This is a genomic window from Burkholderia sp. SRS-25 (genome assembly GCF_004343765.1).
In the GTDB taxonomy this organism is placed as follows: Bacteria; Pseudomonadota; Gammaproteobacteria; order Burkholderiales; family Burkholderiaceae; genus Burkholderia; species Burkholderia contaminans.
Genome location: NZ_PTXM01000032.1, coordinates 54,824 through 68,321 on the forward strand (window position 1 = coordinate 54,824; position 13,498 = coordinate 68,321).

13 protein-coding genes and 2 pseudogenes are annotated in these 13,498 nt (G+C 64.3%); 9 read left to right on the forward strand and 6 right to left on the reverse strand.

Translation table 11 applies throughout. The features are described 5' to 3' along the window. Window positions 1-190 precede the first annotated feature (190 nt). On the forward strand, window positions 191-997 hold the full coding sequence (locus C5O79_RS34375) for a hypothetical protein (RefSeq protein WP_131932156.1): 807 nt from the start codon (window positions 191-193) through the stop codon (window positions 995-997). 346 nt (window positions 998-1,343) lie between these two features. Here the strand turns inward: C5O79_RS34375 and C5O79_RS34380 are convergent, their stop codons facing one another. Continuing rightward, complete coding sequence (locus C5O79_RS34380) at window positions 1,344-2,756, reverse strand: PLP-dependent aminotransferase family protein (protein ID WP_131932158.1); 1,413 nt, start codon at window positions 2,754-2,756, stop codon at window positions 1,344-1,346. 84 nt (window positions 2,757-2,840) lie between these two features. Here C5O79_RS34380 and C5O79_RS34385 point away from each other — a divergent pair, with 84 nt between their 5' ends. After that, a complete protein-coding gene (locus C5O79_RS34385; RefSeq protein WP_122474624.1) occupies window positions 2,841-3,293 on the forward strand; it encodes a GNAT family N-acetyltransferase in 453 nt (150 codons plus the stop codon). Continuing rightward, window positions 3,290-3,904 (forward strand): NAD(P)H-dependent oxidoreductase, encoded by a 615-nt coding sequence (locus tag C5O79_RS34390; protein ID WP_122474623.1) that lies wholly within the window; start codon window positions 3,290-3,292, stop codon window positions 3,902-3,904. The genes C5O79_RS34385 and C5O79_RS34390 overlap by 4 nt, the downstream gene beginning before the upstream one ends. A gap of 86 nt (window positions 3,905-3,990) precedes the next feature. Here the strand turns inward: C5O79_RS34390 and C5O79_RS34395 are convergent. Then, window positions 3,991-4,421: pseudogene (locus C5O79_RS34395) on the reverse strand (esterase); the annotation flags it as partial. Here C5O79_RS34395 and C5O79_RS38735 point away from each other — a divergent pair. Together C5O79_RS38735 and C5O79_RS34405 are read left to right on the forward strand one after the other, a co-directional pair. Further along, window positions 4,403-4,549 (forward strand): annotated as a pseudogene (locus C5O79_RS38735) (LysR family transcriptional regulator); the annotation flags it as partial. The pseudogenes C5O79_RS34395 and C5O79_RS38735 sit on opposite strands and share 19 nt — an antisense overlap. Window positions 4,550-4,673: 124 nt before the next feature. Next, window positions 4,674-5,111: a GNAT family N-acetyltransferase gene (locus C5O79_RS34405; protein WP_124648170.1), complete on the forward strand. Its 438-nt coding sequence runs from the start codon at window positions 4,674-4,676 to the stop codon at window positions 5,109-5,111. 25 nt (window positions 5,112-5,136) lie between these two features. Here the strand turns inward: C5O79_RS34405 and C5O79_RS34410 are convergent, their stop codons facing one another. Then, on the reverse strand, window positions 5,137-5,976 hold the full coding sequence (locus C5O79_RS34410) for a peptidyl-prolyl cis-trans isomerase (protein WP_124618760.1): 840 nt from the start codon (window positions 5,974-5,976) through the stop codon (window positions 5,137-5,139). On the opposite strand from C5O79_RS34410, the gene C5O79_RS34415 reads away from it, so the two are divergent. Next, window positions 5,960-6,355, forward strand: a complete 396-nt coding sequence (locus tag C5O79_RS34415) for a hypothetical protein (RefSeq protein WP_124618761.1) — start codon at window positions 5,960-5,962, stop codon at window positions 6,353-6,355. The two genes, C5O79_RS34410 and C5O79_RS34415, sit on opposite strands and share 17 nt — an antisense overlap. Here C5O79_RS34415 and C5O79_RS34420 read toward each other — a convergent pair. Both C5O79_RS34420 and C5O79_RS34425 read right to left on the reverse strand, forming a co-directional pair. Continuing rightward, window positions 6,330-8,264: an SMP-30/gluconolactonase/LRE family protein gene (locus C5O79_RS34420; protein ID WP_124648172.1), complete on the reverse strand. Its 1,935-nt coding sequence runs from the start codon at window positions 8,262-8,264 to the stop codon at window positions 6,330-6,332. The two genes, C5O79_RS34415 and C5O79_RS34420, sit on opposite strands and share 26 nt — an antisense overlap. 549 nt (window positions 8,265-8,813) lie before the next feature. Next, window positions 8,814-10,118, reverse strand: coding sequence for a dicarboxylate/amino acid:cation symporter (locus C5O79_RS34425; protein WP_039344431.1), 1,305 nt, complete (start codon window positions 10,116-10,118; stop codon window positions 8,814-8,816). Window positions 10,119-10,728: 610 nt separating this feature from the next. On the opposite strand from C5O79_RS34425, the gene C5O79_RS34430 reads away from it, so the two are divergent. Genes C5O79_RS34430 through C5O79_RS34440 form a run of 3 tightly spaced genes read left to right on the forward strand, consistent with a single transcriptional unit; the run spans window position 10,729 to window position 13,198 of the window. After that, window positions 10,729-11,874 (forward strand): glycosyltransferase, encoded by a 1,146-nt coding sequence (locus C5O79_RS34430; RefSeq protein ID WP_046548879.1) that lies wholly within the window; start codon window positions 10,729-10,731, stop codon window positions 11,872-11,874. Then, window positions 11,874-12,440: a hypothetical protein gene (locus C5O79_RS34435; RefSeq protein ID WP_226148281.1), complete on the forward strand. Its 567-nt coding sequence runs from the start codon at window positions 11,874-11,876 to the stop codon at window positions 12,438-12,440. Before C5O79_RS34430 ends, C5O79_RS34435 begins: the two co-directional genes overlap by 1 nt. A gap of 23 nt (window positions 12,441-12,463) precedes the next feature. Continuing rightward, window positions 12,464-13,198, forward strand: a complete 735-nt coding sequence (locus C5O79_RS34440; RefSeq protein WP_046548878.1) for a polysaccharide deacetylase family protein — start codon at window positions 12,464-12,466, stop codon at window positions 13,196-13,198. Window positions 13,199-13,204: 6 nt separating this feature from the next. Here the strand turns inward: C5O79_RS34440 and C5O79_RS38885 are convergent, their stop codons facing one another. Next, a complete protein-coding gene (locus C5O79_RS38885; protein WP_257791822.1) occupies window positions 13,205-13,327 on the reverse strand; it encodes a hypothetical protein in 123 nt (40 codons plus the stop codon). Between the last annotated feature and the right edge of the window lie 171 nt (window positions 13,328-13,498).

Sequence of the window (13,498 nt, forward strand, 5' to 3'; positions counted from 1 at the left end):
CTTTAAAGCGTTCATTCAGGACCTCCGCACTCATGCGACAAGTCCGTGCGGTTCCCCGGCATACAATGTGTATGCAAGTGTACTTACGGCTTTGATTCAGCGTCGGTCTTGCAAAGCAGGAGCACCCGGTATGCTCTGTGATTTATCGCGGTCCTGATTACGTCAAGCCCCTTGATGCGAGTATTTCCATATGTCATTTCGAGCCCTTCATGACGAGTTGCTCGCATACCACGACCAGGCAGCTTTCGTCGATGTGCTGACTCCTTGGATAGAGGGGAATCCTGCCGAAATCGAACGGCTCCGATCCATTCGCTTAAGAACCGGCAGACCTATTCCGAATGTACCCGAAGACGAACGCTGGTTGCTCTACGCAGCAAGTCGCGTTTTCGAGCTTCTAGTGCTTCGTTTCCAGAGTGGACAAGCCGATGGAAGTGAGTGGCCTGGTCCCGCCATCTCGGAGGATGAGATCGTGTGCTTCTCCGAACGCATCGGCTTGGATGTCGTGCGTCCCGATAGATATTCGCCGTTCCATCACGAGATCGCCGCGCTATCTCGCCCCTCCGGGGCGGCTCAGTCACCTCAAATTGTCAAATATCACTGGCCATGCCTGATGCTCGGTCCTCTTCTATTGATGCGTGCAGGCGTCACTCTATCTGCAAACTCCAGCGTCATGCACCCAGAGGTCGCTGGCACGTCTACTCTCTATTGGGCTTTTCGCAGAAAGACACGACCGCACCACGACCTCGCCCACGGGTGGGGGCATAACTCGTCATGGCGAACTTCCTTTAGGCGCGATTACCACCTGGGCGACACCTTCTACTTTAATGTCGATGGCGCGGTTGATCTTTTGGACCTTCACGCAGAATCGCGCAACGAAGAAGGGCTGTCGCCGAAGGAGCGCATGGAACTCCTCGTGAGCCGTTGTTTTGTTACCGTTACCAAGGATAGCGTCGATCACTTTCCCTATGACGACAGGTTTTCAATGAGGTCTGTGTAGCCGATGTCGGCGTTTTCATCGAAAGCGTCCCCTCAGAGAAATTCAGCTGCTTACAGTCACCGCTCGTATCAAATGTTGAATGACCGCTTCTTCGTCTTGTCACCGGCAGATCATGGCCGGGAGCCGCCGTCGGAGATACGAGCCAGGCTCGTTACTTCGACCCGGCCGAAAGTCGGAAAAGCACGGTGCTGGCCACCCATGAGGCATGAATCCGGACGACGACATCACGGGGTGTTTTCGACAATGCGTAGAACAGTCGCAGTAAATCGGTCCCACAGTCGCAAACCCACGGCACCAGCCGCACACACTCCAGCACCCCACGGCTGCATAATCCACCACACCCGCTTCACCCGCAAACGAGCCGATACAAGCGTCGAACCAGCGTCAACGCCTGCTGCGCCGACGTCAGGTTCGTGAAACCGAGCAGCATGCCGGGCGCCAACCGGCCGCCCGGGCTCCAGTCGTTCAGCGGCTGGATGGAAAAGCCCTGCAGGTCGGCCATGCGTGCGACGGCGCGATCGTCGACCGCCGTGCGCCAGTAGGCCACCACATGCAGGCCGCCCGCGCGGGGCGGGATATCCAGCGTATCGCCGAAGACCTTGCCCAGCGCATCGATCAGCCACGCGCGGCGGGCGGCGTAAAGCGCACGCATTTTCTTCAGGTGGCGCGCAAAATGCCCTTGCTCCATGAAATCGGCGACGACCGATTGCATCAGCATCTGGCCGCTCCCGCCGAGCCATCCGGCGGTATCGCGAAAGGCGGCGACCTGCTCGTCGGGAACGACGAGATAGCCCAGCCGCAAGCCCGGATACAGCACCTTGCTGAACGATCCGGTGTAAAGCACGCGGTGGTGGCGATCCAGGCTCTTGAGCGCGGGCAGCGGGCGGCCGTGGTAACGGAATTCGCTGTCGTAATCATCCTCGACGATCCAGGCCCGCTGCTGACGAGCCCAGTCGAGCAAGGCCAGGCGTCTCGGCAGCGACAGCGCGACACCGAGCGGGCTTTGATGGGCCGGGGTCACCACGGCAAAACGTGCATCGGCCGCCCGGCGCAGCCCCGCCTCCACGCACAGGCCGTCTTCGTCGACCGGCACGGGCACGAGCCGCATCCCCGCGTGCTCGAGCAGGCGGCGTGCGTGGATATAACCGGGATCCTCGAACCAGCCGGTGTCGCCGGGACGCAGCAAGGTCCGGCAGATCAGGTCCAGCGCACCGCGATACCCTGCGGTGATGAAGATCTGCCCGGCCGTGCAGTCGATGCCGCGCGACACGCCGAGATAGGCGGACAGCGCACGCCTCAGCCCGTCGTGCCCCTGAGGCGGCGCGTAGTCCAGCGACGGGGTCGCCATCGCCCGCACATGACGCCCCGTGAGCCGTATCCACGGCATGCGCGGAAACGCATCGAGCGCGGGAACGCCCATCTGGAACGGCTTCGGTCCGCTCTTCGCCGGATCGCCGCGCGGCGGTTCGTCCGGCCGGGGCGCCGCGGCGCGCGGTTGCCGGCCATCCGGCAGCTGGGGCGACACGACGGTGCCGGCCGGCCCGCGCGCGACCAGGTACCCTTCGCCGATGAGGATCTGATAGGCCGCTTCGACGGTGCCGCGTGCCAGATCGAGTTCGCTGGCCAGGCTCCGTACCGACGGCACGCGCTTGCCCGGCGCCAGCTTGCCCGTCTCGATCGCATCGCGGAAGCGCCGGACCAGTTGCCGATAGACCGGCATGTCGAGATGACGGTCCGGCATCAGATCGTCGAATTTCATGTCCCAGTCAAATAGTCACTTTTTGGACCTTCAGGATACGTCATCCGATTCGTACAGTAACGACGTTACCGTGGAGCAATCGTGATGCCAGAGATCCATTTGAAGCGCGCCGTGACGGACGCGGATTACCGGTCGACGTTCGACGTGATGCGCGAGCTGCGCCCGCACCTGACCGATGCCGATGCGTTCGTGCAGCAGATGCGCCGCCAGGGCGAACAAGGCTATGTGCTGCTGGCCGCACGGCACGGCAGCCCGGACGGCGCGGTCGTCGCGCTGGCGGGATACCGTCACCTCGAAAACACGCTGTACGGGCGCTTCGTCTATGTCGACGACCTGGTCGCGACCGCACACGCGCGCAGTCAACGGCTGGGCGAGCGGCTGCTCGATGCGGTGCGCGACGACGCGCGGCAACACGGCTGCGGACACCTCGTACTCGATACCGGGCTCTCCAACGCGCTCGCGCAGCGTTTCTATTTCCGCCAGGGGCTGCTGTCCCGCGGCATGCATTTCAGTCAGTCTCTACAGGCGCTCCAATGAACAACCTTCTTTTTGTCGATGCCAGTCCGCATGGCAGTCATTCGCTGGGCGCACGCATTGCGCACGAAGCCATCGCGCAATGGCGGGCGGCCCGCCCCGATGCGCGGGTCGTGTCGCGCAGCCTCGGTCAGCCCGGATTGCCTTCGCTGTCGGCCGACTATGCGCGTGCGGTGGTCGCGAGGCAGCCGGATTCCGATCCCGCACTGACGTACTCCGAACAACTGATCGCGGAAGTGGAACACAGCGACGGCGTATTGATCAGCACACCGATGCACAACTTCACGGTACCTGCCGCGCTGAAGTTGTGGATCGATTTCGTGCTGCGTATCGGCCGCACGTTCACGGCCACGCCGGAAGGCAAGTTCGGCCTGCTCGCCGATCGCCCCGTGCTCGTGCTGGTACGCTCAGGCGGCGTCTGCACCGGCGCAGCGGCGCGGCAGCCCGATTTCCTGACTCCGTACCTGAAGCAGGTGCTGGCCGTCATCGGCCTGTCGACGGTCGATTTCATCTACCTCGAAGGTCTTGCGCCGAGCGACACAGCCATCGATGCGGTACGCGCCCAGTTGGCCGCATCGGCCCTGCTGGCGCGACGAGCGACGGAAACGGCATGAATTCGCCACACCCCGTTACGCATGCGTGACCCGATGCGTTCCCGGGGGCAGCGGATATCGGGCATCCCGAGCCGGGCACGTCGCCGTCAGGATTCCAGCCGCCCCATCCGGCGCGCCATCGCCGGGCCCCACCGCATGCACCGGATCGAACCCGAAGAAGTCGAGCACGTGGCGCGCGACGTCGTCGCGATCGTTGTCCGCGCAGATCATGTGATAGCTGTTCTCCAGCACGATCCCGCGCGTCGGGCATTTTCTCGAGCAGGAAATCGGCCGAGCGCAGGCTCGTCAGTTCGTCCTCGCGCGCATGCAGCACGCGATGACGCAGCTGCAGCGCGACCAGCGCACCCATGCTCATGCCCGCGACACGCAGCGTGTCGTACTCGTTTTCCAGCGCGCGATACTGCTCGGTCACCGCGTCGAGCCACGCTTCCGCGCGCACGACGACCAGATCGTCGGGGCGCGTGCCGTGCCCCGGCAGCGTGATCATGCGCGTGTCGGCGCCCGCGCGCCGGCACGCCGCTGGATCTCGCGCTGTACAAGCCGCCGTACCCGTTCCGCAAGGCCGGCATCGATGCGCTCGACAAGGCGGGGATCCCGTGGCGGCTCGCTTACACGACCGGTAGCCTGCAAAGCCTGTGGGCCGGCCGCCCATGCGTGCCGGATGCAGCGCTGCGCCCTTTGACCGGTTGCCCGCCATCGGTAATGATTCGCTGCGGGGTTCGACCTTCCCGTCGACGATCCCGCCTCCCCGAACGAACGCCTCCGCACGATGACACACGCAATCCGCCTGCGCCCGGCGTCTGCCGCCGACCTGCCGTTCCTGTTGAACCTGCGCCGGCTCACGATGACCGAGCACCTGCAACGCGCCGGCATGCCGTCCGATGACGAAGCGCACGACCAGCGCATCCGCGCGCATTTCGACGATGCGATGATCGTCTGCGAAGGCGATGACGCCATCGGCTTGCTGAAGGTGACACGCGCCACCGACGAGTGGCACGTGCACCAGATCCAGATCCTCCCGGCGCATCAGGGCCGGGGCATCGGCGAAGCCGTGCTGAGCGCGCTCCTGAACGACGCGGCACGCGCACACGTGCCGGTGTCGCTCAGCGTGCTGCACGGCAACCCGGCGCGGCGGCTCTACGAACGGCTCGGCTTCCGCAGCGAATCGGACACCGAAACGAGCGCGAGCATGGTCTGGCGCGCGTGACGTCCGGCGTTTTGAAGCTACCGCATTACTGCGTGATCTTCGCGTCCTTCAGCAAGTTGCCGATCATCTGCGCACTCGCCTTCTCCACCGCAGCCGCCTGCAGTTGCTGCTGAAGCGCCGGCTTCGCGGTCGCGAAGCCCGGCACCTGCGTCGGCCGCTTCGCATCCAGCTTCACGATTGCCCGCACGCCGTCGACCGGGATCGAATCGTTCGTCACCGCACCGACCTTCAGTTTCTCGAGCGCCTGCGCGACCGGCAGCGGCAAGCCGGACGTCTTGCCTTCCGTCGCCGGCGTGTGGAAGCTCACCCACGGCAACTCGCCGCCGGTATCGCGGCTCGGCGCCATGCTGTACTGACGCGCGAGCCCTTCGAACGACTTGCCCGCCTTCAGCTCGCTGAGCACCGTCGCGGCCGTCACCGGATCCTGGACGACGATCAGGCGCGGCTTGTACTCGTTCTTGCCGAGCGCGGCCACGAGTTCGTCGTAGCGCGCCTTGACCTGTTCTTCGGTTACCGGCTCGGGCTTCACGTTGTCGCGCAGGTAAAGCTGCACTTCGGCATTCGTTTTCGCCTGCTGCACCGCTGCCTTGACCTCGGGCTTGTCGCCGTAGTTCGCCTTCTCGGCGGCCTGCTGAACCAGCACACGCGTGATCAGCTGATTCTTGATCGCCTGGCGGATCTGCGGCGAGTCGGGTTGCCCGGACGCGCGCAGCAGCGTATCGACGTCGGCCTGCGTGATCGGCGTGCCGTTGACCGTCGCAACGGTCGCCGCGGCCGGCGCCGTCTCTGCGTGGGCAGTCCCGCTCAGCGCGCCGGCCAGCACAGCGATCAGCAACAGGCGGTTCGGTGTGGTTTTCGTCTTCATCTTTTCGTCACTTCGGCTCAAAAAACGCGGCAGGGGTTGCCGCGCAAATTCACCGGCGCGGCAATGCGCCGGTGCAAACATTCAGTCGATTCGGTTCATCGTCGTGCGCACGCGCGGTGCCGCCGACGCCGCTGTCATTGTGCCCGTATCGGGTTTTTCGCGTCGGGAGGTTCAGGACAGCCGCCCGGCGGGCGGTGCGGCGCGCGTTGCGCACGCCGGTCATTACGAACGCGTGATGTGGAAATTGTGTGGAAACGCGATGGAAATCCCGCGAAATCGCGATGAATCACATCACGGCTTCGCGAGCCCGGCCGCCGACCGTGGTCGAGGCGGCCGCGCATGCGTCATCAACGTCAGGGCGTCCACCGGTACACGGTGATGCTGTTCCCTTTCACGTTGTTCTTCATCACCACATACTCGCCGTTCGACCGGCGGTATGCGCGAATGCTGTACATCGCGTCGATCGCGCTGCTGGTATCGACGGTCGCGGGGCTCGCATTGACCAGCGTGGTGTCGAGATTGCCGGTGGTGAGGTTGAATGCATCGACGTTCGGCCACAGCGGCCCGCTGCTGCTGAACCAGTAGCCGACGAACAGATGGTTGCCCACCGCATCGATCGATTTCGCGCCGCTGTGCGGCAGCGTGATCACCGGGTCGGGCTTCGTCGTGTTGCCCGCGCTCCAGCCGTGATACACCTCGATGCGCGTGCCGATCGACGTCCAGTCGTTGCTCCCGATGGCGCCCTGAGCGAGCACCATCGTGTCGCTGTCCGCGAGATAGACGATGCGCGTGAGCGGCTGGATGCTGTCGGGCACGCGGGTCGCGACGCCCGCTCCCCACGACGGCTTGCCGCTCGCGTCGAAACCGGTCAGCGGGTAGTGGGTAATCGCGCCGGTCTTGTCGAGGCCGGCCCACACGCCGCCCTTGCTGTCGATGCTGAAGCCGCTCGTCACGCGCCGCGTCGTATTGAACGCGGGGCCCGGGATCGAGCCGTCCGGAATCGCGATATAGCCGTTCGCCGCGTTGAAGTGGAAGAAGTAGAAGACGGGCGGATTCTGGCCCGCCGCAACGAGAATCCGGTTCGCGCCCACCGACGTGAGCAACCCGAAATGCTCGTCGCGCTGCGTATCGCTCATGTTGATGCGCGGATCGGCCGGATACGTGAACGGATCGACGGTGTTCGCGACGAACTTGCCGCCCGCACTGCCGCTGTACACATGCGTGCCGCCATAGAACAGCGCGCCGTCCGTAACCGGGTCCGGCGCGGCGATCCCTTCGAAGTTCAGCGACTGCAGCGTCCACCGCAGGCTGCCGGTGCTGCTGTACGCATGGATGTCGGTCGCGCCGTTGCGGCCGAGATCCCAGCTCCCGCCCCACGGATTGTTGAGCACATAGAGATTGCCGCCGGTGTCCTTGCCGATCCCGACGATGCGCGTGAAGCGCTTCGCACCGACCTGCCCTTTGATGCCCGTCGTCGTGTCGAGATAGCCGCCGCGCACGCCGAACGTGCCGGCCAGCGCGGGTCGGCCCGCCACCGTATAGCGCTTGATGTTCTGGTCCGGCCCTTCGTCGCCCACCAGCAGCTGGCCGGCTGCCGCATCGAAGAACAGCGCCGACGGCTGCGACCCGGCCGGCATCCGGATCGTATTCAGCAGCGCACCGGCCGGGCTGAAGCCGACGATCGCGCCCGCACCCTTCTGCGCGATCCACACGTTGCCCGCGCCATCCACTGCGAGCGCGCCGGGCGCCGATACGCTGATGTCGCGCTGCCACACGCCGTCGGTGGTGAACACGCGCACGCGATTGCCGTAGAAGTCGCTCGCATAGAGCAGCGAGCCGGCCGTCGCGAGCCCGGTGACGACGTCGATGCGCGGCTGATTGGTCGCCGCGCTGACCTGGATGACGCGGTCGCGATACTTCGTCGCGCGGTTGTAGCGTCCCACCGCGCCGCTGCCGTACGTCTTGCCGGGTTGCAGCGCAACGAACAGCGACGTCGCGTTACCGGTGATCGCGCTGCCCTGGAACTCCGAGTGCGTGCCGATCGAGCCGACGCTCTTGCCGTTCTGGTAGATCGCGACGCCGCCTTCGTCCTCGTCCCACATCGACGCCGTATAGATCACGCCTTCGGGCGCCACCCACATCGCGCGCGCGACGTTGCCGACATGGGCCGCGAGCGTGCCATACGTATTCGCCAGCCAGTCGGTGGTGTTGCCTGCGTGAACGGCGGGGGTCATCGCGGCGATCGCCGCGGCGAGAAGCGCAGCCTGAAATCGTTGTCTGGCGACCATGACGGATGCTCTCCTGAATGGTGCGAACATTCACATGAAGGGCCGGCCGGACGGCTCGAAAACCGTGATGCGTAAATTCTTCCCCTGAATCATCCGGCGCAGTCGGTATTACGTGCTGCATGCGTTCGATAATGCGCAGCGCGAGAATAGCGTTATATAAATCGAAAAAAATTGCGAATCGTTCGCGCCATTGCGCTTTTCACGAATTCAGCTTTGATGGCATCGACCGTGACACCCAAGCACGCCGGCGGCGAGCGCGGCTGCGCGACAGTGAATGGTCACTTACACGTCGAAGCGGGGATCAGGAAAATCAGGCGCATGCCTGTTTGCGGGAATATCGCCGCGTGTTCAACGGCTGCGATTGAAACGGCGAGCGCCAAGTATCAATCGGGGAATCAGGGAATCGTGGAAAACGACCGCATTCAAGACGGAATCGTCGCCCCAAAACAAATCGCCGGCCTGAATCCGTTTCGAATCCAGGCCGGCGATTATCCACTACCGGGAAGCAGGCAACGCGCCACTATCGCTGCGCTGCCGCACTGCTGCACGTCATGCCGATGCCGAGGTCTCCGGCACCTTCACCTTCATCGCGCGTCCATTGTCCGGATCGTTGTCGTCGCGCGGATCATCGAGCTGCCCTTCCCACTTCGCGACCACGGCCGCCGCGATCGAGTTGCCGACCGCATTGGTGGCCGAGCGCCCCATGTCGAGGAACATGTCGACGCCCATGATCAGCAGCAACCCGGCTTCGGGCATGTTGAACTGGTTGAGCGTCGCCGCGATCACGACCAGCGACGCGCGCGGCACGCCCGCCATCCCCTTCGACGTGACCATCAGCATCAGCAGCATCGTGATCTGCGTGCCCAGCGGCAGATGAATGCCATACACCTGCGCGATGAACAGCACCGCGAACGTGCAGTACATCATCGAGCCGTCGAGGTTGAACGAATAGCCGATCGGCAGCACGAAGCTCGAGATCTTGCGGTTCACGCCGAAGCGGTCGAGCGCGTCCAGCAGCTTCGGATACGCGGCTTCGGAACTCGCCGTCGCGAACGACAGCAGGAACGGCTCGCGGATCAGCCGGATCAGCGTGAACGCACGCTTGCCGAGGAACGTCACGCCGGCGAGCGTCAGCACGCCCCACAGCAGCGCCAGGGCCAGATAGAAGCTCGCCATGAACTTCGCGAACGTGAGCAGGATGCCGAGCCCCTGGGTCGTGATCGTCGACGCCAGCGCCGCGAACACCGCGACCGGCGCGAACCACATCACCGCGCCCGTCACCTTCAGCATCACCTGTGCGAGATCGTCGATCACGCCGGTCAGGCGCTTGCCCGACTCGCCGAGCGCGGACAGCGCCGTGCCGAAGAAGATCGAGAAGACGACGATCTGCAGGATTTCGTTGTTCGCCATCGCTTCCGCGATCGACTTCGGCACCAGGTGGACCACGAAATCCTTCAGCGTGAAGGCGCCCGTCTTCAGGCCGAGGGACGCATCGGACGCCGGCAACGGCAAGCTCAGATGGCTGCCCGGTTGCAGGATCGTTGCGGTCAGCAGGCCGAGCAGCAACGACGTGAACGACGCAATGAAAAACCAGCCGAACGCCTTGACGCCGACGCGGCCGACTGCGCTGCCGTCGCCCATCTGCGCAATCCCGACGGTCAGCGTCGCGAATACCAGCGGCGCGATGATCATCTTGATCAGGCGCAGGAATATGTCGGACAGCAACGATACGTAGCCGGCGACCTCCTTCGCCATGTTCGGGTCGGGAAACGCGCTATGACAGGCGTAACCCACTGCGATTCCAAGAATCATCGCGACAACGATGTACTTGGTGATGTTGTGCTTCTTCTTCATTAGTAATCCAAATCACAAAGCGTATGTTGCTAACGGCTGGCACATCTTCCGCGCCCGGCTACGAATCGAAACCCACGTCTCTCTGGGTGCGACAAGTCCACCTTTGGCGATCGCCACGGCGGACAAGGGGGGGCATTCTAACGCAAATGGCCGCCAGGCTTTCAAATCTGAAAGTCGCCCGGGTTGATCTCCGTCCGGATGTCGCCGAAAAGTCGGGTTTTGTCGCGATCCGGCCCGCTTCCTGCGCAACCAGGCGGGTAATCGAGCCACATTGCCGGTCGCGCCGGGCTTGCCACGGTTCACGCGCCGCCCGGCGACGGCAAACCGCGCCACCGGCCCCCTCCGTCCTCCCCGGCAGCATCGCATTGCGTGACGAGACCGTGAACGATCGCGACACATCCTCACAAAGATGCGCAGACATTGACACTACGGCACGTAATGCTTATGTAATATTTTGAAACGATTCGCGGTGACGCCCTGCCCGGGCGTCGATGCGCAATCGCGCATCGGCAACGCGGGACCAGGTTCGAGTCATTGCTTTCAACAGGCGGACGCGCTCATTTTCTCAGCAGTCCTGCCCAATGAATGATCGAGGAAAGGCGGCATCGTGATGAACATTCTGTATACCAACTTCCACGGCGACTACGGCGGCGGCCAGGACACCTACGTCCGTGATCTCGCTGCCGCGATGAGCCGGCATCATCGCGTGACCGTCGCGTCGCCGGAAGGCAGCCGCTTGTCGAGATTGTTGAGCGACAGCCCCGACGTGGCCATCTTCGACATGGAATTCAAGCCGCGCTGGAACCGGCTGTGGCAGGAAATCGTCCGGCTGCGCCAGCAGATCGTCGCCGAGCGCTTCGACGTCATCCATGTGAACGGCTCCGCCGATCACCGGCAGGTGATGCTTGCGCTGCTCGGCTGCCGGTATCGGCCTGCCGTCGTGCTCACCAAGCACAACACCTATCGTGCCGACAGCTTCGGCAACGTGCTGCGCGCACGCCTCGCCACCGATCATACGATCGCGGTCAGCGACTACGTGGCGGGCATGCTCGCGCTGCGGTCACCGTACGGAAACGTCACGGTCGTGAAGCACGGCGTGCGCCGGCAGGCCGCCGAACGACTCGCCAGTGACGAAATCCGGCGCCGCAAGATCGCGTTGTTCGGGCCGTCCGCCGCGGACGCGATCGTGCTGGGCAGCAGCGCCGGCACCGCGCCGGAAAAAGGCTGGATGGACCTGATCGCGGCGCTGGGCCGCCTGCCCGAACACGAGCGCGAGCGGTTTCGCGTGCTGCTGGTCGGCGCGGAGCCGACCGCCGAGCAACGCGAGCAGATCGCGCTGCACCGCATGGCCGCGCGCACCGCGTTCACCGGCCGCCTCGACGACGTGCGGACACCGTTCTCGATCATCGACGTGTCGTTCGTGCTGTCGTACCACGAGAGCCTGTCGTATGCGTGCCGCGAAGCGATGTCGCTCGGCTGCCCCGCGATCGTCACGCGCGTGGGCGGGCTGCCCGAGAACGTCGAGCCGGGCGTGGACGGCTGGGTCGTCCCGCCGCGCGAGCCTGAAGCGATCGGGGAAATCCTGCGCGCGATCGTGCGCGAGCCCGCGTGCGTGCGCGCGATGGGACGCAGCGCGCGGCTGAAGGGCAAGCGCGAATTCTCGTTCGAACGATTCATCGATGCGACGCTGTCCGTCTATCAGAAATCGATTCGCCACAACCCCAATCGTTGGGTGACATCCTTGAGGTCCGTTTAATGGCAATGAACATCTGGAAGAAGTACTGGGATCTGCGCACGCAGGAGTGCCCGTGCGACGTGCACTTCGTCGAATGGCTGGAAGCCGCGCGCCTCAACGGCATCCGCATCTATCACTTCGGCACCGGCGGCCATCATCATGTCGGCGTGGAATGCGCGCGGCAGCACCTGAACAACACCGTCTTCGGCGTGACCGCGTCGCCGAAGGAATACAAGTCGTACGTCGATCTCGTCACGCGACAACCGGAAGTAAGCAAGACCTATCTGGCCTATTTCGGTGACATCTATACGAGCAATTCGGACCTGCTGCCGGCGTTCGACGTCGTCACGCTGTTCCATCTGTGCGAATTCCGCGACGAGACGAACAGCCGCTACGGCGCGAAGACCGACGCCGAAGTGCTCGACCTGTTCGCACGCCATACCGCACGCGAAGGCCACCTGCTGTTCTACAAGGGCTCGTCGGCGTACCGGAAGGCCGAGCCGATCATCGAGCAATGGGCGGCGAATGCCGACTTCGTCGAAATCGGCGACTTCAAGACCTTGCGGATCTTCCGCAAGGCCGCGTAACTCCCCGTTCCCGCGACCCGCTCATGCTGCTGCCCGCCTCGCGCTACCCGATCCTGACGTATCACCAGGTCCGCACGCTGCCGCCGCCGACCGACCGGCTGCGCAGCCTGAGCGTGGCGCCCGATGCGTTCCGCCGCCAGATGATGCTGTTCAGGCGGCTCGGCTATCGCGGCGTGAGCGTGCGCGAACTGCAGCCGTACCTGCGCGGCGAGCGCAGCGGGAAGGTCTTCGGCATTACGTTCGACGACGGCTTTCTCAACGTGCTGACGCATGCGATGCCCGTGCTCGACGCGCTCGGCTTCACCGCGACCTGCTACTTCGTCGCCGGCCGGTTCGGCCGCGAGAACGACTGGGATGCAGGTGCCGATACCAACCGCTCGCCGCTGATGACGTTCGCGGACATGCTCGCATGGCGCGATCACGGCCATGAAATCGGTTCGCATACGCTCGATCACGTCGCGCTGTCGCACGTGCCGGCACATGTGTCGGAGGTTCAGATCATCGAATCGAAGCGGCGGCTCGAGGCGTTCAGCGGCCAGCCGGTCGAATCGTTCTGCTACCCGTACGGCGACCTGGATCCGCGCGTGCGCGACCAGGTCGCCGCCGCGGGTTACCGGAACGCGACGACAACCCGACGCGGCTGCGCGGATGCGTACGACGATCGGTTCCTGTTGCCGCGGATTACGGTCGCGGGTGGTGTCGGTGCGATGCGGCTGTGGTTCAAGTGTGCGAAGGCGCGGGTTCAGCGGCGCGGGTAGCCCCGGCTATTTCCGCCGCGGCCGGCAGAATGCCAGCAGACCGGCCAGCGCGATTCCCATAAACAGGATCCATCCCTGCACGAGCGTCGTCCAGCCCGCGGCGATGCTGCCGATGAAGTTGCCGAGCATCCCGCCGATCGCCCACGAAATCGCGCGGCCGCCGGACCGTACGACCACGCACGTCATACGCCCCCTTCGTCCATGCGCTCATCTTTTCTGAGAGACAAACGCGCCGCCCCCCCCAACAATAATCCCGCCCACCCCCCGTACCTGCATTCGTCAAACAAACTTTACCGGTAC